The following is a 23041-nucleotide window of genomic DNA, read 5'->3' on the forward strand; positions in this document are numbered from 1 at the left end:
GACGGCGGAGACGCTGTCGCCATTGACCAGACCGGTCGTGCTGAAGGCCGAGCTGCCGAGGGCGGGGCTGTTGCCGTAGGTGCTGGTCTGGTCGAGCGCGGTGACGGTCAGCGCGGCCGGGTCGATCGTCAGCGTGCCACCCCGATAGGTGACGGCATAGTTCGACAGGCCCGTGCCGGTCGCCCCGCTGGCGGTGATGCCGTAGGCGCCGACGCTGCTGGCGCTCGTGGCGGCCGTGGCCAGGGTGACGGCGGAGACGGTGTCGCCGTTGACCAGGCCGACCGATGAAACCGCTGAGGTTCCGAGATTTGGTGTAGTGCCGTAAACGCTGGTTTGGTTGAGCGCGGTGATCGTCAACGAGGCCGGATTGATGGTGAGCGTGCCTGGTACGTATGAGATCGCATAGTTCGAGAGGCCCACTCCCTGGGCCATGGTTGCTCGGACAGCAACCGCCCCGACGGGATAAACACCGACTGGCACAGATCCGGTCGCCGCCGTCGTGATCCGGACAGACGTTATCGTATCGCCATTGACGAGGCCACTGGTTGAGTAATTCGTGGCCGAAGGGCTCGGAGTCGTTCCATAGACGCTGGACAGATTTCCTGCCGTGATGACCAAATGAGCCGGAGTTACAGTGTTCGTCCCAGCGTATGTGATCTGATATCCAGCCTTGGTGGCACCGGTTCCCCATGCCGCATAGGAGCCGACCGATGATGTTGATGTGGCCAGAGTTTGATATCCGGAGACGGGCGAATCAAGATTGCTGCCCGCGTTGGACCAGGATACGTCGGAAGATCCGTAAACCCGGGTCCCGCTAACGTCGATGATCTTGTATGGCAGCGCGGATAACACCGGATATGGAATTCCAGATACCCATGCCCCGTCGGTAAGGTTATACCCCCCGGATGCCCATTGAGCCGTTGTCAGGCCGGTTACGTCCGTCGATGTCCCTGCGCCCGTGGCCAATTGGGAGAGCGCTGTCGTCGAATCAAAATAGTCGTTCGACGTTGTTCCGTAATCGCTCCCCGCAAACGCACCGATCTTCGCTTGTTGAGTAGTCGCACTCGTTACAGAACTCGATGTATATGAGTTCGATATCGTGTTGTCCGTCGCGACATTATAACCGACGAAGCCACCGATGCTTGGCGTCCAGGCGCCAGCCACTGATCCCGTTGAATAGGAATCTGTTATGGTGCCACCTGAATAGCCGACAAAACCACCGATATTGCCGGACTGTGCGGACGTCACGGTGCCAGCCGCATACGAAGTCGATGTCGAGGATGCGCTCCCGGTGTATCCTACGAGACCGCCGACGTTTGCAGACGCCTGAGAAGACACATTTCCAGTAGCGGATGATTGAGAGATCGTTCCGTCAGTGGCGCCAACCAAGCCGCCAACATTCGTGCCATCATAGGCTGTGGTCGATGATATGGCATTCGAGGCGTGCGAGTCATGAATTGATCCACTATTGCGCCCGGCGAGGCCGCCGATGCTTACGAGCGGGCCGTATCCCGTTGTTGAGGAGTAATTTGTATTGGTGTCATTGGCATTGATGGTGCCAGAGACATATGAGGAGTCGATTTCCCCCTTGTTCCAGCCAACGAGCGCTCCAACCCCAATGTTGGCTGCAGTCAGTGTGGATGAAATGTTGGCATTATCCAGGGTGAGACCGGAGACTTTCCCTGTGGCGGATAGCTGAGAAAAGAGGCCGACATAGGCGTCTGTAGAGTCATCGATCGTCAGGTTCGAGATCGCATGTCCCTGTCCATCGAGAATACCAGAATATCCTGATGTGCCGCCGATTGGCGCAAAATTTGACACGCTGGTGGCATCAATATCGGAAACCAGAACGTAATCTGCCGCCAGGGCGGCATTGATGCTTTGGAGGCCGAAGGTGGACTGAACGCGCCAGACGGGCGTTGTCGCAGCAAAAGTCCCGCTGGCGCCAAAGTAGCCAAGCTGGTTCCCGGCGATCCCAAGTAGGTATGGAGTTTCGCCGTTTTGGTTTCCCCAGATCGACGCCGAAAACCCGGCAGGCAGTGCTTCGGCCAGGGTTGCAATGGTCGTGCCTGTTGTTCCGTGGTTATCTCCGTTGCCAACAGGGCTGATGCCAAGCGCCGAGTTGTAATAGGCGTTATTGTAAGTGATGGTTGAGGTCTGTAGGGTTCCAAACAGCGCGCCAGCGGACATTCCCGAGGGACCACTCACGGAGCCTGTTGCGTAAACGTTAGAGACGTCGCCTTGAGAACTCCATTCGTTTCCGACCAAGCCGCCGGCAGACATTGTAGCTGTGGATGTGCTTCCGACGCTTCCTGTCGTGTATGCGTTCGTGATTATGCCCGTTGAAGATCCATTCCAGCCGACCAGGCCTCCGACACCTCCAGATTGAGCGCCAGAGGTTGAGACGGCGGTATTGGCGTATGCTGATGAAATCGTGCCGCTATTGGCGCCGGTTAAGCCGCCTACATCGGAGATAAGGCTGGCGTTTCCAACCAAGGAAAGTGTACCTGCGGCCGAAGCATATTTGACAGATCCAGTATTGATTCCTACAAGCCCACCGACCTCAGTTCTATCGCTCCACGGGGCACTGGAGCTTGTATTGAAGCCGGTCGCAACGCTTATTGATACGTCTATGTCTGTCGCAGATACATTGGAAATAGTCCCGGAGTTGGTGCCGGACACAACGCCAACGCCATTGGATGCTGTTGCTCCAGATACGGCTGCATTGTTGAAATTAACATTCGTGATCGATCCGGCGTTCTGAGCGAAAAGGCCGACGTAAGGAAGATACGGATTGAGCGCCAGATTCGAAATTGTGTGCCCGAGGCCATCGAACGTGCCATGGAACTCGGATTCTCCTCCTATCGCGGAGAACAGTCCAATCGCTGATGCATCAATATCATTCGCGAGAGCAAAATTTCCATTCAGATTGGCTGAGATGAGATAAAGGCTGTTGGCCGAGAAGATCAAGCTGACGGGCGTGGTGGCAGAGAAGCTGCCGGAGCTACCGAAGTAGACAGTCTGAGGTATCGACTGGCTCGGGTCGCTCTTTGTGAGATAGGGGGTCGTCTGATTATTCTGATTCCCCCAGGACTCTGGGTCGAATCCGGAGGGTAAGCTTGCGGTCATCTGGCTCGTGGTCAGGCCTGTGACACCGGTGGAGACGCCATTCGAGACCCCAACCGACTGTCCCGATGTATCCGTATTGTAGTAGACGTTCGAGATGGATGTTCCGTCGGAATAGCCAAACGCGCCGCCGGCCGTTGTCGCGGAGGCCGTTCCGGTCGAGAAAGAGTCGGAAACGCTGACTGGCGTGTAGATCGTCCCGTTCGTGGATACTCCGGTCGCACCGATTAGGCCGCCGGCCTTGTTTTCTGTTGATGGTCCGGAAATGGAGGCGCTTCCGATCGCGTATGTGTTTGAAATCGCGCCGACATTGAAGCCGATTAGGCCACCAGCATTGTTGTATTGGAGCGATCCGGTGTTTCCACCTGTAATCGATGCGTTGCCGGTGGCAAAGGATGTGTTGACGGTGCCGGAGTTATAACCGACTAAGCCGCCAACGTCCGAATTAAAGGTGTCAGATGCGTTGCTGACGTTTCCACTTGCGGATGAACTGGTGATCGTTCCGTTTGTCGAGGGCTGGTTGCAGTTGTTGCATCCGACCAGGCCGCCGACATCCTGGCCGTTCGTGACGCTTCCATATGCCAGGGCGTTCGTAATGTAGCCGACATTGGACCCAACCAGTCCTCCGAGGTTGTCGGTGTTGGCGAGGCCTCCGGAAACTACTGGGCTACTGACATTGACGATTGCGTTGACGTTATTCAGGGCGCCTGTGTTCAGGCCCGCGAAACCGCCGGCCGCGGCTTGTGTATAAGAGGTCGTCGTCACCGTTCCATAGGCGGAGCTATACCAGACGTTCCCGGAGTTCTGTCCCAGCCCACCGCCAGCATTTCCGTTGGCGGTGACGGTTCCGGAGGCCGACAGCCCGATAATGGTTCCGGCGCTGCTCCCGGCAAGCACGCCGGCGCTTGTGCCTGATGCGGTGGCGGTGATGTTGGCATTACTGAGCCTCGGGGCCTGGATATTGGCCTGCGATCCGACCTGCCCGAAAAGGCCGACATAGGCATATTGGCCATCATTGATGGTCAGATTGTTGATGTAGTTGCCCAGCCCCATGAAAGCACCGTTGAACGCGGTGTAGGCCGGAGATCCCGATGCGACAGAATTTCCGATCGGGATGAAATTGGAAATGCTGCTGAGGTCGACACTATTCGCCAGCGCGTAAAGTCCGTTCGGGGCAACCGTCTCCAGTTCCGCCGGTGTCCAGATCAGTGTGAAGGGATTACCGTTGATGCTGAGGGAACCGCTGTCTTGGGTCGCGTAAGTGAGGGTCGCGGAATTGAAATTGATGCCCTGTGCAGTCATGGCGACTGCCCCGGCACCCTGAACGGTGACGCCGCTGTTAAAATTGATCTGACCATATGCGGACAGCGTGAGCGCAGCTCCGCTGCTCCATGAGATCGGCGCGTTGATATTGATCGCACCGGTTCCGCCGGTTCCAATGACGCCAACGCCGCTTGACGTCGCACTCGTCGTTTGCTCGGTCACGTTCGTGCCGGTATTGAGCGTTGAGGAAATCGTGGTCGCAGCGGCGCTGTCGATCGTCAGGTCGTCCGGATCGGTCAGCCATTCTCCTCCGACACCAGCGCGGACGGTGATCGCGCCAGTTGTCAAACTGCGCGCCGACGTCTCCACGTATCCCGCAGACTTGCTCTCGCCGGCCAGTATCTTCGCCCCGCTGTCGAGGCTTACCTTCGTAGCGAGCTGGTGGCCTCCTTTGGCGGAGCTACCAACTAAAATGGTTCCGCCAGGCTTGGCCGCATCGACGGCGCGCGCGTCCAACGTAGCCGCTCCGCCAATTTCGACATCATGTCCGTTTGCGACGATCGTCCCGCCTGCACCGCCCCTTGTATGCGCCGCCACCTTGCCGGAGACTGAGACAGTTCCCTCGTCCGCCGTAAGGTAAACGCCGTCGGAGCCGTCAACCACCCCGGTTGCCGAGATCACACCCTCGTGGTTTCCAGCAAGCGCATATACGTTTCCACCCACGGATCTCAATTCGGCCGACGCCGCTTCTATGCGGCCCGAGTTCGTTACATCTCCCTTGGTCCTCGACTTTGTTTTGACAAAAATGCCGTCGCGTTCATTCTTCTCAGTCAGGATCACAGAGTCGCCGGCGACCATCGCGACAGTGCCGTTGCCCGCCTGAATCTGACCGCTGTTGGCGACGGATTGCCCGAAGAGGGTCACGGATCCATTTTTCGAGTAAATGGCGCCCTTGTTGATGACCTGCCCCTTTGACGAGCCGGACAATGTCACCGGTCCGCCGGACATGAACTGTTCGTTGCTCGTGTCACGGGTCGAGGCCGTGAAGGATCCGTCGACGACTACGCGGCCGCCAGGCGCCACGACCACTCCGTTCGGATTAATCAGGAAAACCGATCCAGTCGCGTTCACCTTGCCGGCGATTTCGGACATCTGTCCGCCTGTGACGCGGTTGAGCGTTGCACCGGAGCCGTTGTTAAACTGAACAGATTTACCGCTGCCGACAGAGAAACCTTGCCAGTCGATGACTCCGCGCCCGCTCGACTGGGTCACGGTCATTCCAGACCCCGATCGATCGATATGCCCGGCGCCCGCTACGAAGCTACCCCCGACCGGTAACGCCTGAGCCAGCGCCGCCACCGGCGTGAGGATCGTGTAGCCGACCAGTAGCCTGAGAGAGAGTTTCATCGACCGTCCCGCGCGATTTCCTTTCCCTGGATTATCGCGTGGGCGTTTGTAACTCTGGTTCTTCTGCTGGCCGCAACGAGCTCGCCCGTCAATTTACCGCCTGTTATCACAGCTCTCGCGGCTTTGATCCATCTGCGTTTCGGAACGACTAAGGTAGCGGCTGAACTGCGCCCCTCAGATGCGCCGAGCGATTCAGAAGGCGTCGCTGCGATATGTCAGTCCGGGGTTTCACGGCGTCGGCTTCCTATCTGGCAGCAGTTCCTTCATGTCGTCTCGGATGGCCCTCGCGAGGGCTGGGTCGGGACCGTAAATCGCTGCGGCGAAGATCCCGCGTTGTGAGCCCGTGACCTGCGGCGACCTGGTCCCTGCCTTGACGCGAGCAAGAATCGTCTCTCGCTGCGTGGGAGAGAGGTTGGCCTGGATGGCCTCTCGGAAGGCCCGCACCTCGGTGACGCATCGCACGTCGATGGCGACGCGGCTTTCGAGGGAGAGCAGAGCCATTTGGCGGGAGAGATTGTACTCTACCTGCAGCCCGACCAACATGCCGCCACCGAAAGAGCCAATAGCGATGAAGAAGGCGTCCACTAGCGCTCGACGGCGCCAAGGTGCTTTCGGTGAGCGTCGGGTAGATCCATTCTGCTCCTGAATGGCCGGCTCGCCCATAGTCTTCGTCGTCTTTCGTCCGGTCCTCACAAGGACCTCCACGACACGGTCCAGACGGCTTCTCCAGAGGTGCCCAGGGTCGCCGATTCACCATCTGCGAGGTCGATGACGCCGTGGAATTCGAAGTCCCGCGACACCGGACAATCTATTGTACCGACGCCCGAGAGGGTTGTGCGGTCCATTTTTAAGAGGGCCTCGTCCGTCAAATCGACCCTCAATGTGACGTGATGGTTCGTGCCCACCACTGCGCTGACGGTCCCTGACATGCCATCGTGGAAGATTTTCCCGACCGACACCGGCGGTTTCCCCGGTCGAACGTCCAGTTCGCCGACATAAGGGATCTCTGTGAACTGCGACCAGGGCACCGGCGTGCCCGATGTCGAGACGACCAGAGAACGTGTTTCTGTTCCGCCACGAAGGCTGATCGAGAAGGTACCCAGCGACCCTTCGTGCCCGGCTTTCTGGCCTGTCTCTGTGGGGCTGAAAGCCGCATTTACGGCCTGCATGCGGTCTTTCCCCGGCGTTAACGTTCCGGAATTGCCGCACCCAGCCGCCAAGAGAGACAAAAAAAGTGTTGGTAGGCAGCGAATGCTCGCGAGTGAGGCCATCGTCCGCAAATCCGATCAGTAATGGGCGTCCAAAACATTATCTGCGCGGCATTTGTAACTCCGGTTGAGGGAGACCGTGGCACAAGTGACTGCCCTCTTTCGCCAGGCGCGCCGGTTCGAGCTCACGGGCTCGAGCATCGCGGAGCGCATACAAGCTGCGATCCAGGTAAAGCTGGCTTCGGCATCCGCGTTCGGTGAGGGCTCTGAGGTAAGCGTCACGACGATATATGACTGCCCCGCGTTCAAGGCGTGCGGCCATGATGATGATCGCGATAGCGGCCTGGAGGGGCCCAAGCACTGCGCGTGCTTGCGTCCAGGCGTGGTAGGAAACCCCTATTTCGCCAGATAGGTATCCGGCCGCGACGACGAGCTCATCAGCACTGGGCCGAGCCGAGACGCAAAACTCACGTAAACGACTGCAAATCTCCAGGTAGAACAACGCTGTGCCTTTGAATCCTCTGAGGGCCGCGCGATCGTCAACACGATTTAGGTCGGCCGGAACGTCTGATTTCGCACTCCGCATTGCTTCAATGCGATTGCGGCCGTCGGCCGCTACAGGGACTACTTTATTTAGAGATTGATTGTTTTTTGTATCTGTATAGTGGGCACCGAAATCAGGACCCATGGGCTCCGTTTCTTGTGTGTAAGCGCATGATTCAACACGGTTATCCACAGCGATGTCGCCAGCGGCGTCCCCGACCGCCTGGTGAAGCGAAACCATCTCTGAATGATAAGCTTCGAGCCTGGAAATTGTGGTGGTCCGAAGTCGAGCACGCATAAGACGCATGGCGTCTCTGGCAATCTGCTCCAGACCGGCTCTCTCGGCGCTTGCACGCACCAGATCGTTGAGATCCGCTATCGCCCCGCAAAGGAAGGAAACCCGTTCCCGGCGCCGGCGCGCGTCTGCCAAAAGCTCGACTAACTCCGGCCATCGAAAGCGCAGGCTGGACAGGTTGAATCCTACCCGCACTTCTCCATCTGCCCCCTGCCAGCGGCGGCCCCGTTGACCGTTACGCCCGTCCTGGGCGACCAGGAGCTTTGCGTCAGCCAATTCCCGAATGTGGCGCTGGAGCGCCGTCCGCGAAAGCCCGGTCCAGCTCATGAGCGTGGTGTTGTGGGCGTAAATGAACGGCGTCTCGAGAGGTTCCCAATCATCCGGCCGGGTTTTCTCGATCATCGCGATCAGCGTTGATGTAGCGGGCCGACTGACAGGCAATTGACCCCTTAACGACTTCAGCGTGTTCAGGATGTCTCGCTTCGACGGCGTAGCCGGCGGAGGACCGTTCAGTTCGTCCTGGGCGGCAGCCATGGACGGGGTAAACCGGCGTCGCCCTTGGCGCGACGGTGGGAGCGCGGGCTCGCGCCCGCTTTCAGGGATATCCATTCGATGATCCGCGGTGAGGCTGTTGGAAGGCTCGCCTCCCGTGCCAGGCCCCGGACAAAACACTCCCGCTCGCAATTTTCGCTTGCGTTACCGAGGGAGTTGGCGCTATCAATCAAATTGCTTTGTTTGTTTGATTGATAGCGTTTGTTTGGTTTTGGGGCCCTGGCTCTTCCGATTTGGCGATCGGGGGAGGCAGGGTTTTCTTTTATCTGGCGTTTGTCAGTGCATTGAGCCTCCAAAAGCGAATCGCGATGCCCGCGCCATATGGCAGCACGGATGTGACTGCACGCTGCCGCCCTTTCCGTCGGGCAACAATTCCCGAATCGGACAATCACGAAGAATTGATGACAAAAACCCTTGATTTTGTGTCCATTTTGGCTCAGCGTTGTTCACGAGATCACGGCCTCTGTGGCGCCACTGCCCATGCGAGTTGAAATGGCCGTCTCATACTGGCCAACCGTCCATCCCGTCATATTGTTGGCCGCTAACGCCTTCGCAGAAACAAACGTGCTGAGCGGCGTCGCTGCATCCGTTTCCGTTGCAATCGCTGAGCCGGCTTTCGTTCCGAACATGTAGGCGCCATACACTTGGGCCCCAGTGGCGGTACCTCCGGTGGCGCTACTGACCGCGCTGGCATAGTCACTGATAATTGCGCTAGCCACCTTCGCCTGCGTCGCCGGATCGCTGCGGTCCGCGTCGGAGAGGCCCAATTGCGAAGCGTATTGGTTCCAGGTCGCGTCCGTGACCTGCCAGACGCCATCTGCACTCGACGAACCGTTTCCGACGTTCTGAAAATGGCTCTCGATTTGCCCGAACGCAGCGAGTGTGTCCGGATTGATGCCGGCAGCCTGCGCGGCCGCAACCGCATCAGCGCCGTAGGTCTGCGCCATCATCGTCTCGTACGCGTCCGATGTGCCCCACGCACCATCAAAGGATGTGGCCGTCCCCGAGGTCCCGCTGCTGGACGTACCACTCCCCCCCGGACTGGTGAAGGTTGGCGCGCCAATTTCCGGATATGCCGGAACCACCTGCTCCGGTATCGCCGCCGCAGACGGGGAGACATGGAGCAACTGCCCGGTCAAGACCGCGCCGACGACCACGCGGTAGAAGGGCGCACCCATCACAGCTTAGGGTGCGTGAACAACACCCGGCCGTCACTCCCCTCGCCGGCGACCTCACAGCGTGTCGGGTTCGAAGGCACGAGCGGCCGATAGTCGAGTACATCCGCGTCCGGCAGCCACGCGTAGTTCGTCCCTCGCCGCAGTACCTTCCGCCACCCGGCTTGCACGTCGTCGGTCACCGCGATCTGCGGTGCTGCAGACCCGACACGCTGCGACGAGGCACGCGGCTCCTGGAAAAGCGGCTCGAAGTCGTGCGCCGGGCTCATGCACCTGGTCGGGACGGGTGTGGGCTTGGCTACCGTTACTGCCGCCTTGCCGTTCGCGGGTGGCGTCCCCCAGTCTCGCGGGCCGATTTCGCTTTGCCGCTCCTGGGAGAGGCGATCCAGTTGCTCGGGGGACAAGTGCTGACCATGAGCCGGCGCGCCGCAGAGGATCGGCGCACCCGCCAAGGCCACGAATAGAATGAAACGGGACACGGGGAATCTCTCACGCAGTTGCTGTCGTGCGTACCATGCCCGTCACGTTTGTGACTGCGCGCACGAGCGCCATGCGCCCGGTCACAAACAGCCGCGGCATGCTACCGCAAGGAGGAATTTTGCAATGCGAACCCTTGCCTATGCAGCACTTATCGCGAGTGTCCCGACGGTGGCCATCGCCGGCACCGCCTGCCCCACTCCGGAGCCGATCGCCACAGGAGCCATCACTCAACCGCCCCCCCTGTTGACGGACGCGCCCCGCGTTACGGCCGCGGAGATCGCCGCATCACCTGCCCTCACGCGCATCACGAGCCGTGGCGCGGTCCTCTACCGGTTGAAAGAGGAGCATGGTCTACGAGGCGTATTCGCGCGGACTGGAGATCAATTCCGGGTCTTCTACCTTACCCCGGATGACCAGGCAGAAATCGGCGGCGTCATGTGGGATGCGAGCGGCCACAACGTCACTCGTGCCCAGGTCGCAGAGATACCGGGAGCGATCCCAACCGCCCACTGGGCACCGGCGTCATTGCCCTCTTCTTCGGCGAACGACGACCTCCCACATTCCGATGCGGTCGTGGATCCGGTGGCCCGGCTGGCAGCCGCCCACTTTGGCGTGGACGGCCGGCAGAATGCTCCCCGCGTCTATATGATCATCGATCCCCTATGCCCGTTTTCGACCCGAGCGTTCGGAGCCCTTCAGCCCTACGTTGAAAGCGGGAAGCTCCAACTCGCGCTCGTCCCTGTCGCGATCAATGACCATGAAAACGGCGGCGCAAGCACACCAGCCGCAATGCAGATGCTATCCGCGCCGTCACAGGAAATGGCTCGCGCGTGGCGCCGTATCAGCGACGTCGGACACGCGGTCCCAGGCCAGGAGCCGGACGCAGCCTCCTCGGCGGAACTGACGCTGAACCTGGCCGCGGCCCACGCCGTGAAAATGCGCGGAACGCCCACTCTCATTTGGAAAGACAAGACGGGTACCTCGCGCCAGGAAACCGGCATGCCGGATGATATTGCGCAGTTTCTCGCGAGCCTGCCGTCGTGAGGCGGCGGAGCGGCACCCGGGGCGGCGTCGCCGGCGTTGTCGGCTGGCTCGCCCGCCCCTTCACGATGGCCCTCAGACCGGCGTACCGAACGGCGAAAGGCGGACTGCTCGGAGTCTATGACGCGCCAACGCTGGCCGTCGATGACACTCTTGAAGCTCGGGGCCCGGGTCAAACGGAAGGGGACCAGAACGCGATTCAGCGCCTTACGCCGGTACGGGCCCGGAGCAGGACTCTTGGCAGGCTCTTCGCCACGTTGGTGCTGTTTGACCTTGCCTGCTGGTGCTGGCTCGTCCTTGTCGATGGCGTGGGAATCTTCGCCCCCGCAAGCATCATGCGCGTCGCGATCGGCGTAGTGCTCGGCGGTCAGTTCCTGGTGTTTGCTCTCACGAACTGGCAGGCGCGCACCGGCCGCAGCGGGAGCTTCTCCACTTTCCTCTCGGACGGCGGCAACGTCTGGCCGCGATGAACGAAGCGCACTGCATGGAGCGATCGGATTCTGCTCTTGACGCCGAAGGTGTCTATGATTAGAAACGTCTCAACATGGCCGTTCCCGCTGTTGTCGTTGGCATACGCCTTCGCCATCAAGGAACGGCCTTCTTTATTTCTAGGCTCATGCTTCCGCCTTATACCAAACCTCACCTGAGTTTTACCGATCAAGTTGATCTCTTGATTAGTAGGGGGTTGGAGGTAACAAACCGGGCCAAGGCGATCCACCACCTTCAGCGCATTGGTTACGGGCGTTTGGCACCTTACTGGGCGCCATTTCAGCAAAGATGCACTGATCCAAGCCATCCTTCACGAACCATTCTTGCCGATCAGTTTCGATCCGGGGCAGAATTTCGACACGCTGTCGAGCTATATCTATTCGACAAGCAGTTGCGTCTTCTCTTCCTGGATGCGATCGAGCGGATCGAGGTGGCGTTGCGTGTGGACTTGGCGCACGCCCTTGGGAAGCGTGATCCATGGGCACACCTGACGCCAAATTTCCTCGACGCCGGACGTGCGAACGCTGCATTTCAAGGTAGCACACGTCATCAAAACTGGCTCGACAAGGCCAATCAGTCCATCCGGCGCTCAAAGGAGGACTGGGTAAGGCAGTTCTTCGCAACATACAATTCGCCGCTGCCGATCTGGATGGCAGTCGAGACGTGGGATTTCGGAACGCTCTCCTGGCTTCTGGAAATGGCGCATCTGCAAGATCGTTTTGATATCGCATCTCGATACGGCCTGTTACCCGATACGTTGGTAAGCTGGATCAGGTGCCTGGCCTTCGTCCGCAACATTTGTGCCCACCATTCTCGGCTTTGGAATACACCAATCATCAATCAGCCAAATGTTCCGCAGCCTCAAGAGGCGGCTACCGTCGTTCACATTGGAGCGGACGTCGTCCGTCGAACCCGTGTGTATGGTGCAGCTGCCGTGGCGAGTTATCTGCTCAAGGAGATCAGCGCAGGCACATCTTGGGGCCACCGCCTAAAGGTGCACTGGATCAACTTCCCGCCGATGCCTCTTGCAAACGCCAAACAAGGAGGATTTCTCGGCCAATGGGGCGACCTCGATATCTGGCAATGAGCGGGAAAACGACGACGGTATGAGGACACGTCGACCTCTAGAGAGCACATCAGGCCACATCGGCAGCGCCGACACACTTGGGTCGTGCAGCTTGGCTTGACCTCCCGGTCCTGGTCGACGCCGTGAAAATCTTCGCCCCCGCACGCATAATGCGCATCGCGATCGGCGCCGCGCTTGGAGGCCAGTTCCTGCCATTTGTCTCCCCAAACTGGCAGGCGCACGCCGGCCGGAGTGGGAGCCATTTCACGTTCCCCTCGGACGACCGCGACCTCTGGCCGGAATGAACGAAACGCACCGGATTGAGTGTAAGGCTTCTGTTTTTTGCTGCCCAAGGTGCCTACGATCACATTCGCCCACCGCGGCTGTTCCGGCTTCCGTCAGAACCTACCGAGAAGGTAAAAAATCCCAGAGATCGGCTGTCCTATCAACGGCCGATCGTCAGATGTCTTCTCGGGCGTAAAGCTGCTAAGAATGGTGCGAGAATTGGTTCTGGAGGAGATGGGGCGATGGAGAGCCAAACCTTGGCGTCTGTTGACGTAAACGAGGACATCTGGCGGGATCTGAGCACACTGGAACAGTTCGGCGACGCCGCGCGTGACACGCTGGCGGCCGGCATCCCCATCTATTATCGCGCGGATGACACGCCCACGGAGATGCTGATCAAGGAGTACCCGGACGGGCACCGGGAACTGGTGCGCTATAATAGGGCGGGGGATGAGGTGATCCGCGCTCTGTCATAAGCTGCCGGCCGGGCCAGGGTGACGCTGAACCGCCGGGGAGGTCGCTCCTGTGGAGGCTACCTCTTCTGCGCGAAGGCATCTCTGACGGCCTGCACGAATGACGCCCACATCTCATCCGTTACCTGCGAATGGTCGCGACGCAGCTTCCTGCCTACGCTGTCTTCACTGTTTCCCGTCACGGAGCGGATTATCTCGTCCGCCAGCGTATCCGGCATCTCGCAAATCTCCTTCAGGGCTAGCCGGGCGTTATCGTGGCTGCGGAGATAAACCGCCTCAGCCCGCATGTGATGGACTATGGTGGTGTTGATCACATCGGCCATGTAAATGACATGCGGAGCATAGTTGGCATATCGCCAGGTCGGCCTAGCCATGCCGTCCTCAGAAAAGACGAGATCTGATTCCATGCCGTCGGGATACGTTGTCGGCTTTGCGGCGAACGAGATGTGTGGCCTAATTTGATTCATCAGAGGGCTGGAAATCTTGTCCAGGACGTCGTCATAGGCACGGCGGCTGGTTGGGTCGTCATTAATAGCGACGGACACAGGTAGAATGACGTCGTCCGTGGTCGCACCGTCCCGACGCAGAATGTCATTGATAAGAAACCGGTGCACGCGGCCATTGCCATCGATGAGTGGGTGGACGTAAACGAACCCGAAAGATGCGATGGCGGCTCGCATGACTGGTGACTGGTATTGCGTGCGCTCTAGAAATGTCTCAATGCCCTCAAGCATGACCGCCACGTCTTCTGCCGGGGGCGCCAAATAGTGCACGACCTGCGAGTGGTGGGATGTCTGGCCCACGAAAACGGGAGACTCTCGATATCCGCAGGATGGGAGCAAAGCAGCGTCGCCTAGGATGGCTTGCTGAAGCCTGGACAGTCTCTGCTCCGACAGAATGCTTGCGTACGGCTTGCGACCGTCTGGAACGTCACTTCCATGGGCAGGCGGGCCATCATGACCGGTCCACGTCGCGATAACCTGGGCAAAACGCTGGATGCGGTTAGTCTCTCCAGACTCCTTTTCAATGGCGAAGCTTGCCCGGCTTTCTCGTGTTGTGAGCCATGATGCAGAACGGGAGAGCAATTCCGCCCCGAATTCCTCAATAATTTCATCATAGTGACGTGAAATATTGTAATTAAATGCGTCCATAAGGCGCTCGGAAAGAGGTATTGCCGGACAGAAAAACCTCGTCCCGGGCATATTATTGATGACTTTCCATTTCGAGATGCGGTCTTCCGTTCCCACTATATTCGCAGACAGATTCTTTTCGCTGTCGAGCGCTGAAACGTAAGATCCTCGCAGGCCCGACGGCTGAAGGAGATCCTCGCCAGTGAGGAACTCGTACAGGAACGCAGCGCGCCGGGCGTACTGACTTGTGGGTTTGCTGTTCACCCACTCCTGGACGAACCGGGGACCTGCGACGCTGAAGACCCGCGAGAGCAGCTCTAAGTTTATGGGCTCATGACGGATGTGGAACTGAAGGTGGTCGGCCGCTCCGTCTCCGGGATACATCTGGGGAGGATAGATTTCGGTGATATAGGGCCCGAGGTCTGTCGTGCGGCGGTTGGTTCCGATATAACTTCTCACTGCCAGGTCGCCAAAGGGCTCTGCTTTGAAAGTCTCTGCGAGCCATAGCCCCCCGCAAGTCGTGCCTGCGCCAGCCATTCCACCACCTGTGAAAAACGGGCCACCTTGCCCAAGAACGGTAAGTGTAGCACAAAAATGGTGAAAAATGGTCTCTCCGACACAAAAATGATGCAAGAGAAGATGTGGGGGTGATCGAATTTAACCTCTTCGGCTTTGTTTTCCTGCGCTTGGGATGCGCGGCACTCGCCTTAGGCGGCCTTCTGGCCTACGTCCTGCCCTGAACAGGCCGCTTCAGAACGTCCCGGCCTTCGCAGCTTTCTGATCGATCGACCAGGCACTGGTCTCGTAGGTTGGCCGATCGGCCTGGTCCACTGGATCGTTCGGTTTGACGATCGTCCCGGCCCGTGAGGCCAACGCCGGCCGCCACACCGCCGGTGTGGAGCCGTACGGCGCGTATGGGTCAAACAGGGGTTGCTTCACATGGGGCGGAGGCGGCGGATGGTAAGAGGCGACCGACCGTATGTTCCCGTGCGCGCATCCTGCGACACCCAACCCAAGGACAATTACTGCGGAGACGCGGCACCAGTGCATTATGCTGCCTTGGACGGCGAGACGGGCTTAGTCGCGCTTTTGAGATCGGCCAGTTCCTTCTCAGCCGCCTCCGCTCGGGCCTTCCACATGTCGGCCCAATTTTTACCCTTGGTGCACAGGTCTTGGTATTTGGCGGTCAAGTCGTCGCACGTTTCCGCTAGGGCTCTCGCGCGCTCCCTCAACGCATCCCGCTCTTCCGCAATTGTTTTCTCTCGGCGCAGGGAGTTCTGCGCAATTTCCTTTAATTCGTCCCTGCGGGCGGCAGTCTTGTCGCCATATTCAATCCATTCGGCCAACTTCTCTTTCTGCCGATCGCGTTCGTGATACAGTGCATTATATTTCACAACGAGACTATTATACATATCGGCAAGTTCGTTATATTGAGAGAGCGGGACCGCCACCCCCTGTTTCTGCGCACGAGCCATCGCGGACGCAGCTGCCTCCGTCGCCTTGGTAATCCGAACCAGTTTGTCGTAAGCAAGCATATCCATGCGCCGGATCCCTTAAACCTACTCTTCTTCCTGGCCAGCGATCATCATCAGCGACCTCGTCGCCGAATCTACAGGGGGGGCGCCGGCTTTGTCTATGTTTTCCGGACCATTGCCTCCGTTTCCAAGGCCAACCGCTGTGTCTCTCGCCAAGCCCGCGGCCTTCTCCGTGGGCGTGGAAAGACCCTGCCCAGTGCTTTTGTCGGAGAAGTCGTCACTATCGACACGGCCAATGCTGGTCATGCCGGCCATGGCTGGAATGTGATGCGGCAATGTTGAGATCAGCCGGAATGCCATGACCGCGAGGCTCATTTCCATCGTGACAAACATGCATAGGAGCACGATCAGACCGATCATATTGTCCAGAAGCCACCCATGATCGAACACGAAGCCGGTTGCTACTGTAAAGCCTTTCATAATCAACCACGATATGGCCGCAAACACTGTGTAGCTGAAGATAAGACCTGCGATCATCATCACCGGTCGGAAGATGATGGTGAACAAAACCTCATACCCGCGCAGGCCGCCACCGTGCAGACCGTCGCCCTTGAATACCATGTGAGCCAGCATCCAAAGCGGGAACCCGACAACAGCCTCGATGACGACCAGATACCAACCCGCGACACCCACTGTCCAATAGGCGAAGGGCGTCATTGGCAGCACATACGCGAGAGTGATCCCAGGACCGAGCAGCAGAAAGGCGCCCGCGAAAATCGGTGTCAGTAGCGCCTTGATCAACCCGCTCAATGCAAATGTGGTGGCAGAGGCAGCAGCCGCAGGCAGGTCACCCGTCACGAGGTTCGCGGCAGTCGCCAGACCGGAAGCAGTCTTGCTACTGGCGATTGCCGCGCCCCCGATGATTGCCAGCGCAGTGTGAATCAGAATGTGCCCGAGGGTTATCATCGCGCCGAGCGGGTCGGTCCAACCCGTGCCCGACGTAGGTGAGATGAGATGATTCACAATCAACGTCATCAAGCCGTTCGACACGCCAACCGCTTGGAGGGCTTTGTCCAACCCGCTCTCGGAAGAGTCTGGGATCTCCCCATTGTGATACAGGCGCATGGCCCCATTGGGAGCGCTCGGACTGTCAGCGGCTGCAAGCTGCTTTTCTTCAGTCGCCTGGTACCGCTCGATGGCATCCGCGGAAGCTGCGAGATCCAGCATTAAATCGTGACCGAGCCCCTGCCAGTTAGGGTGAGTCACCGAAGGGACGATCGACGCCACAGCGAGCACTTCAGAGTTGAGCCGCGAGATCTCGAGATAATAGGCGCCAAGCCCTGTCCAGCCGAGGTTTTTCATCGCCAAATAGCCAGAATCGGTGGTGGAGGACGCCCCGTCAGAGTATTGAGCTCGGATCTTGCTTACGGCTGTGCTTGCGGCAGAGGTTAACGCGGCCGAATATGCTGTGTTCGCGGACACCAGGACCGCGTCCATGGCTCGCAACGCGGTTGCATCACGGGTCTGCCACAACGTCGTGGCCAGAGTCTCCATCGGCGGTCGGACAGCCTCTATGAGGCTTTTGAGCGCGGTCACTTGTTGCGCGGACACGTCGGAGAGATCGATCGTCGTCCCAAGCGCGTGCTGTCCCTCTTGGCTCGGGATGCTCACCCGGATGCTCCCGCAGACGGAAGTGCCACTCGCGTTCCCCGATGACAGCTTATAATCAACTGTTACCGCGGCTCCGCCCCCCGGGTTGACGACCGAAGGCTCGGGCGCGACGAGCGGGTTGTGGGTCGCGGCCCCAACCAGTGCGCGGCACAACTCACTCTCCATGACCGCCATCACGACCTGACGTGTCCCGGGAATAATTGGCTCGGCAATTGGCAGTGCGTCAGGGCCAACCGCTTTCGCCACCACGTTGTTAAGATTCCTGGCCATGCCGATCGAGGGTTTAGCCAGGTCCTGAACAAGGATGGCTTGGCCCACGGAGAACCCATTATTCGATGCCACGGGGACCATGAGCGCTACGGACATCACGATCCGTATCGGCGCCCAGCCAGAAAAGTGCGCCGAAAGAATCTTGCCTGACTCTGCGGTCCTATGCAGTTGGACGACGGAGCCGTATGTGATCCAGAATGCGGCAATCAGCATCACATAGGCAGAAATGTACTGAAGCATCGTGCCGGCTGCCGTTGAGCCGCCGGATGTCATTGGGAACAGAGAGTCCAGAACTTGGGCGCTCCAATCGTCCCCCGCGCTAAGGTCGCTCCAGGAAATTGAGGACGGGTCTGTATCTGCGAACGCCGTTCCGAAAGGAGCGCAGAGCATCGCGAGGGCGATCACACCGTGGCGGGCGCCTTTTTTGAGGTTCTCGACTCTCAACAGGCCCATTTGGTCAGGCCCCAGGGCTGGGGCTGTTATCGGGCGTCCGGTCCCTCGTCCGCTTTCGGTCTTCTGTAAAAAAATCGCGGAAGCGGTTCACCAGCCTTTCAAGCGCAGCGCCGACCTCCTTGATAAAATCCTTTCCAGGCTCGTGGCCCGGTAATTTTTCGAGTTTGTGTCCTACCTTCGCGGCCTCTTCCTCTGCCGCCTTCACCGAAGCGTCGCCGGAGGCCCCGCGTACGGATGCATCGGATGCGAGAAGTTCCGCCTCTTTCCCAAGCCGCCCCGCGGATTTCCTAAGCTTTTCCCAGGCGTCAGCGAAGCCGGGCGTCTGATCGAGCGCAGTGTGGTATTGCTTCCTCAGATCCCCATACGCCCCGTTCTCGGTCATGCCTGCAATTACCTTCTCGACACTGGCGCCCTCCTTCGCGGTAGCCTCGTCGAACGCCTCGAAGAAATCTCGCCCTACCTTCCTCAGCGCTCCGAGATCCTCTTCAACCGCCCGGCTAGCGTCGCGAACTTTGCGGGCTCGTCCTTCGAGATGGCGCGCGTCACTTTGCTCGCGGCGATCGGCCATGAAGTTTCCCAATGCACTGCGAACGGCACCCCCAAAAACGGCGGCGTGCGCCTTTGCTTTGTCTGCAGTCGGCTCCGTGCTGGGCTGGCTCTTCGCTGCGGGACCGGACTCGTAATCTCCCTCCCTGGACAAGGGGTCTCGACCGGGCCCGCCACTATTCTGTGTGGAGGGACCCGGCCTCACGGCCTCCGACGGCCTGCTGTCTTCTGCGGTCGTCGCCCTATGGTCCTCCTCAAGGCGCGCACGTTGCTCGCGTGCCTCAGGGCCTTCCGCGCCGTTGAAATTATCAGGGGTCGTGCCAGTTGGACTTTCCGCATCCAGGGGCCTCGCGGTTCGATTACCTCCGTCTGTCGAACGACGCTCTGCCCTTCGCCCTTGGTCGGCCTCAACGCCGAGTGAGCGCAAATACGCCTCCTCCTCACCTGGAGGCATTTCAGGTGCCGCCCCTCCCGATGGAGGATAGGGATCGCTGTCCGCAAAGCCAGCCGCCGGGCTTTCAGACGGCCTTTGCCCATCCCCGCCGCTCAGCGGACCATTCTCCGGCTGGGAACGTGGCACGGAGGCCTCTGCCTGCTCGGGCGGAGTTCCGGGTGCAGGTGCAGGTGCAGGTGCAGGTGCAGGTGCAGGTGCAGGTGCAGGTGCAGGTGCAGCGTTCGCGCGACCGAGGCGGTAGTCAAGCACTGCGGCGATCCTTGCTGCCGCAATCGACGCCTGGTCCTCCGGCGTCATTTCTGCGACCTGAAGCGCCTGCTGCCTGATGTCTCGGGCGAGTGAGCGATCCTCAAGATCACCCGCCTTGCGGAGCATTCCCTTCATTTCTTCGTTCTCGAGACCGGGAAGGTCCGTCGCGAAGCTGCGGAGACCGGCAGCGAGGAGCGGGGAAATCTTCGGATCCTCCCCAGTGCCGCTAAGCGCCTTCCAATCCTGGACAAGCCAAGCGACCTCCGTGGTGAAACGGGCGTCGTTTTCCAGGCGGGGGTTCTCCTTCAGCCGCTCTCGCAAATCGGCCACTTCTTTTCCGAGCCCGCGCTCCGCCTCTGGCACGCGAGCTTGCTGCGCGTCGAGCGCTGCCAGCGCCATTCCAAGGGGCCCAGATGCGGCTACGCCTGTTTCCGACATGACGAAGTCCTCTAATTCAGTGTTGAGGTTGGAACCGGCATCGGCGTGACCGGTCGTAAACGGCGCTCGGCTTCGATGGAGAGCCTTGTTGCCTCCATCAATGCGCGCTGTTGCTCCAGCTTGTATTGCTGCCAGAGAATCCAGTTCCGCTGAGCATCGAGCAGCGCAATCTGAACGAGAACGGATTTTGGCGCCGGCATTGCCTGAAGGTCAGCTTGCCAATCCGTACCACTATATTTCCGGTTTATCTCGAGGTCAGTCGCCTCGTATTCGCTGCCGGCATCGGTATTCGTTATTCCTTCCCGTGTTGCCTCCGCCTTCTGCGCGGAACTCAGCGACACGGTATTCGCGTGCCAACCCAGGACGCCATCGGTGACGTGCTCCGCCAATGTGATGGCCGCGTTGTATGACCTGCGCCCAGGAAGCGAACCTTGTCCCTCAATGGACGTAAGGCTGCTCCCGCGCAGAGCTGCCGGAGGCGACGGTTGGATCAGCGTTGTGGCATAGTCATTCGCCCGCGTAATTGCCTGCTTGTCGACATAGACAGGCGGCGTGAGGAGGCTGCTCGCGTTCTGGTCCGCGTCCTTTTGCTCCTGGGACGCGAGCGTGCAGACGCCGGCATCCGCTTCCGCGTCTGAACAATACAGACTGAAATGGTTATTGTTGGCGGCCTGCTGTGCCTGCCCGGCCCCCTCCCATGCTGGCGTACCCTTGTGAGCTTCGGCTCTCCCGCTTTTGCCGGAATCGAGGGCAGCCGCTACATCGTCACCCTTCCTCGCCGCCACGACGGCGGCCTGTCCGCCTTCGAGATTCAGACAGTCCTGCCGGTTTACAGCATGATTGTTACGCTGTTCGGAATTTCGCACCTCGCGCGCCAGCCGCGCATTCACCATGTTAGTTGCATCGGCAATCTGTTCTTGCGCCCCGACCTGCGCCTTCATGTAATTACTGAGCTGAGAGAACCCTGGCCCAAGCACCCCATTGATCTGACCCAGCGCTAGGTTCACCATATTCTGGAATGCCGAGAGCGTGCCGTTGAGTACCCCCTGCATCGTAACTATCGCGTTAACGATCGGCACGCTGTCAAACAGCGCGTAGGCTGGACGGGGGGCGCCTATGGCGCCAACTACGAACGAAAACGTAAGAATAGCCAAAATCCTCATTAATACCTTGGTAAGACGCTCCATTACCGTTCCACCGTAGAATAGCCGGTGCTACTTCCAATCAAAGCAAGGGAATATCCGTCGGGAAGCTGTGTTCGCCCAGAGACATCCCACGAAACATTCCCCGAGGCATTCATGCCAGCACTGAGAAGATTGTCACCGCCACCGCCGACATTGATAGTTGGGCAGAAGCTGCCAGCACCCAGGCCGAGGTTGAAATTCGTGTCGAGCCCGGTGACCGACAAGCCGCACTGGGCGGCGCCTTGCAGGCTCTCCCACTCGGACGTCAGTTCCGAACACACTTTACCCATAGCAGCCTGGGCAATGCTCGCTATATTGATCCCATTGGTAAGGACATCGAGTCCAATACCGTTAAAGAAATTCCCAAGACAGGTGAACTTGGTTACCGACTGAGGTTGATGGATCGTAGCGTCATCCGCCTTGAGGTCGGCAGCGATCCCGGTCGCCGCCGCCTGTACCAGGGCCTCGCACCCGGCAGGCGTGTCATCAGCACGCACCACCTCTGGGGTAACAGAAGACGCCAGTATGAGGATTGTTAACCCCGCCCTCGCGAAAGTCCTCATGGCTCTTTTATTCCTGCGGGGGCCGGTCTCGATGGTGGTAAAAATCGCATAAGGTCCCGCCGTGGCTGGGCCAACGCCTGCCGGGCGTGTTTATAGGTCAGCCAATCGGGCCTCTTGTCGTTCTCTCGGTCATTACTCTCCCGCTCTTCGTTCGACATCGCGCAGCCCTTCCCCAGCAAGAAAATGTGCCGCGAACTGACTATGGCGGCTCGCTTCCTGAATCTGCTTGTTCGTGGAGAGAATAATGAACTCGTGTGTAACTCGGAGCGCGCACGCTCACTTGGGAATGGCATGTCGCTGGTGGACGATTTACGCATATCTGATATGCGTGGGTGCCATAAGCGGGTATTTTTGGCAGTTACGCGCCATTTAGTTGTAGGCCCTCACATCTAAACATAGTGTTAAAAATAGGGCGAACTGCGGAACATTTTGTACTATGCTGTATCGAAAGGATACATTCACACCGTTCGAACACCAGGGATTGAGGGTCGATGCTGCAGAGCGCAGTCTGCTTCCGCTATTACAGGCGTCCGATAAAGGTTGGGCCGCCGCCCGAACCCGCTGATCTCAGCAAGACATTATACGAGACCCTTGGCGAGTGGCGCGCAAGCGCGCACTATACGCACAACGAATGGAAGCCGACACGCTTCTGGGTGCGCGACGAGGAGGATTTACTTGAGCGCGTGTACCCGACGGCCAAGCCGGTAACGGACATAGCAACAGACCTCGGTCGTTCCGTAAGCGCCGTTCGTGCAAAAGCACGATCGCTGGGGTTAAGGCGTCCGCTGCGCGGACGGGCGGCTGACGCCGCCTCTGCTATTGAAGCCCCCCCCCCCCCCCGCACAATTGCGAATCACTGTCAACCAAGAGGCATCGCGGTCCAGTCCAAAATCGCTCATTCCACGGACTCGATCTGGGCGGGCGATCTGGAACAGTGCGGCGCTTACTCATCTCGCGGAATTGTGGAAACGTCTGTACTCGCCTACGTACATCGCAGACTATCTCGGGCTTCCGGTCGGTACGATCAAAACAGCAGCCCAACGCGCTGGGCTGCCTAGCCGCGCGGGCCTGACCCTTCTCAAGTCGGCGCCCAGCGGAAACCCGCTCGACGTCCCCGAGAGCCAAGTACTCGCCGAACAGATGATAGAGAGAGTCTGCCAGATCACGCGGACCATCTTCTATCAGAATGCAAAAGACCGTCGACG

The 23041-nt window shown here is 59.3% G+C and carries 16 protein-coding genes; 4 read left to right on the plus strand and 12 right to left on the minus strand.

What is annotated here, in order from left to right; genetic code table 11:
- The 6 genes from HLH36_RS16445 to HLH36_RS16470 form a co-directional block, all read right to left on the minus strand.
- Positions 1–5796: two-partner secretion domain-containing protein (locus HLH36_RS16445; protein WP_182987409.1), on the minus strand; the 5796-nt coding region annotated here is incomplete at its 3' end.
- Positions 5797–6024: 228 nt separating this feature from the next.
- Positions 6025–6381, minus strand: a complete 357-nt coding sequence (locus tag HLH36_RS16450) for a hypothetical protein (protein ID WP_182987410.1) — start codon at positions 6379–6381, stop codon at positions 6025–6027.
- A 104-nt stretch (positions 6382–6485) separates the two neighbouring features.
- A complete protein-coding gene (locus HLH36_RS16455) occupies positions 6486–6965 on the minus strand; it encodes a hypothetical protein (protein ID WP_182987411.1) in 480 nt (159 codons plus the stop codon).
- A gap of 139 nt (positions 6966–7104) precedes the next feature.
- Positions 7105–8451 (minus strand): replication initiation protein RepC, encoded by a 1347-nt coding sequence (gene repC / locus HLH36_RS16460; protein WP_182987412.1) that lies wholly within the window; start codon positions 8449–8451, stop codon positions 7105–7107.
- A 389-nt stretch (positions 8452–8840) separates the two neighbouring features.
- Positions 8841–9344: a transglycosylase SLT domain-containing protein gene (locus HLH36_RS16465; RefSeq protein WP_246376980.1), complete on the minus strand. Its 504-nt coding sequence runs from the start codon at positions 9342–9344 to the stop codon at positions 8841–8843.
- Between the two features lie 227 nt (positions 9345–9571).
- Complete coding sequence (locus HLH36_RS16470; protein ID WP_338030481.1) at positions 9572–10048, minus strand: hypothetical protein; 477 nt, start codon at positions 10046–10048, stop codon at positions 9572–9574.
- A 124-nt stretch (positions 10049–10172) separates the two neighbouring features.
- On the opposite strand from HLH36_RS16470, the gene HLH36_RS16475 reads away from it, so the two are divergent.
- The 4 genes from HLH36_RS16475 to HLH36_RS16490 all read left to right on the plus strand — a co-directional run bounded on the left by HLH36_RS16475 (position 10173) and on the right by HLH36_RS16490 (position 13406).
- Positions 10173–11093, plus strand: a complete 921-nt coding sequence (locus tag HLH36_RS16475; RefSeq protein WP_182987413.1) for a DsbC family protein — start codon at positions 10173–10175, stop codon at positions 11091–11093.
- A 254-nt stretch (positions 11094–11347) separates the two neighbouring features.
- Entirely contained in the window at positions 11348–11560 is a 213-nt protein-coding gene (locus HLH36_RS16480) for a hypothetical protein (RefSeq protein WP_182987414.1), read from the plus strand.
- 74 nt (positions 11561–11634) lie between these two features.
- Positions 11635–12666, plus strand: a complete 1032-nt coding sequence (locus HLH36_RS16485) for an Abi family protein (RefSeq protein ID WP_246376981.1) — start codon at positions 11635–11637, stop codon at positions 12664–12666.
- Positions 12667–13187: 521 nt separating this feature from the next.
- Positions 13188–13406: a hypothetical protein gene (locus HLH36_RS16490; protein ID WP_246376982.1), complete on the plus strand. Its 219-nt coding sequence runs from the start codon at positions 13188–13190 to the stop codon at positions 13404–13406.
- A 56-nt stretch (positions 13407–13462) separates the two neighbouring features.
- Here the strand turns inward: HLH36_RS16490 and HLH36_RS16495 are convergent, their stop codons facing one another.
- From HLH36_RS16495 to HLH36_RS16520, 6 genes are all read right to left on the minus strand, one after another.
- Positions 13463–15070, minus strand: a complete 1608-nt coding sequence (locus HLH36_RS16495; protein WP_182987416.1) for a Fic family protein — start codon at positions 15068–15070, stop codon at positions 13463–13465.
- Between the two features lie 512 nt (positions 15071–15582).
- Entirely contained in the window at positions 15583–16074 is a 492-nt protein-coding gene (locus tag HLH36_RS16500; protein ID WP_182975549.1) for a hypothetical protein, read from the minus strand.
- A gap of 18 nt (positions 16075–16092) precedes the next feature.
- Entirely contained in the window at positions 16093–18402 is a 2310-nt protein-coding gene (locus HLH36_RS16505) for a DotA/TraY family protein (protein ID WP_182987417.1), read from the minus strand.
- 4 nt (positions 18403–18406) lie between these two features.
- On the minus strand, positions 18407–18970 hold the full coding sequence (locus tag HLH36_RS19925; protein WP_246376983.1) for a BAR domain-containing protein: 564 nt from the start codon (positions 18968–18970) through the stop codon (positions 18407–18409).
- A gap of 1130 nt (positions 18971–20100) precedes the next feature.
- Positions 20101–21276, minus strand: coding sequence for a hypothetical protein (locus tag HLH36_RS16515; RefSeq protein WP_246376984.1), 1176 nt, complete (start codon positions 21274–21276; stop codon positions 20101–20103).
- Positions 21276–21836 (minus strand): hypothetical protein, encoded by a 561-nt coding sequence (locus HLH36_RS16520; RefSeq protein ID WP_182987419.1) that lies wholly within the window; start codon positions 21834–21836, stop codon positions 21276–21278. Before HLH36_RS16520 ends, HLH36_RS16515 begins: the two co-directional genes overlap by 1 nt.
- Positions 21837–23041: the final 1205 nt, after the last annotated feature.

This window comes from Gluconacetobacter aggeris (assembly GCF_014174395.1).
GTDB classification, from domain to species: Bacteria; Pseudomonadota; Alphaproteobacteria; order Acetobacterales; family Acetobacteraceae; genus Gluconacetobacter; species Gluconacetobacter aggeris.

Bases quoted from the DNA above. Each gene is read 5' to 3' on its own strand.
- HLH36_RS16455 (WP_182987411.1), bottom strand. From the start codon at position 6,965: ATGCAGGCCGTAAATGCGGCTTTCAGCCCCACAGAGACAGGCCAGAAA.
- repC (WP_182987412.1), bottom strand. From the start codon at position 8,451: ATGGATATCCCTGAAAGCGGGCGCGAGCCCGCGCTCCCACCGTCGCGC.
- HLH36_RS16465 (WP_246376980.1), bottom strand. From the start codon at position 9,344: ATGATGGCGCAGACCTACGGCGCTGATGCGGTTGCGGCCGCGCAGGCT.
- HLH36_RS16475 (WP_182987413.1), top strand. From the start codon at position 10,173: ATGCGAACCCTTGCCTATGCAGCACTTATCGCGAGTGTCCCGACGGTG.
- HLH36_RS16485 (WP_246376981.1), top strand. From the start codon at position 11,635: ATGGCCGTTCCCGCTGTTGTCGTTGGCATACGCCTTCGCCATCAAGGA.
- HLH36_RS16495 (WP_182987416.1), bottom strand. From the start codon at position 15,070: ATGGCTGGCGCAGGCACGACTTGCGGGGGGCTATGGCTCGCAGAGACT.
- HLH36_RS16500 (WP_182975549.1), bottom strand. From the start codon at position 16,074: ATGGATATGCTTGCTTACGACAAACTGGTTCGGATTACCAAGGCGACG.
- HLH36_RS16505 (WP_182987417.1), bottom strand. From the start codon at position 18,402: ATGGGCCTGTTGAGAGTCGAGAACCTCAAAAAAGGCGCCCGCCACGGT.
- HLH36_RS19925 (WP_246376983.1), bottom strand. From the start codon at position 18,970: ATGGCCGATCGCCGCGAGCAAAGTGACGCGCGCCATCTCGAAGGACGA.
- HLH36_RS16515 (WP_246376984.1), bottom strand. From the start codon at position 21,276: ATGGAGCGTCTTACCAAGGTATTAATGAGGATTTTGGCTATTCTTACG.
- HLH36_RS16520 (WP_182987419.1), bottom strand. From the start codon at position 21,836: ATGAGGACTTTCGCGAGGGCGGGGTTAACAATCCTCATACTGGCGTCT.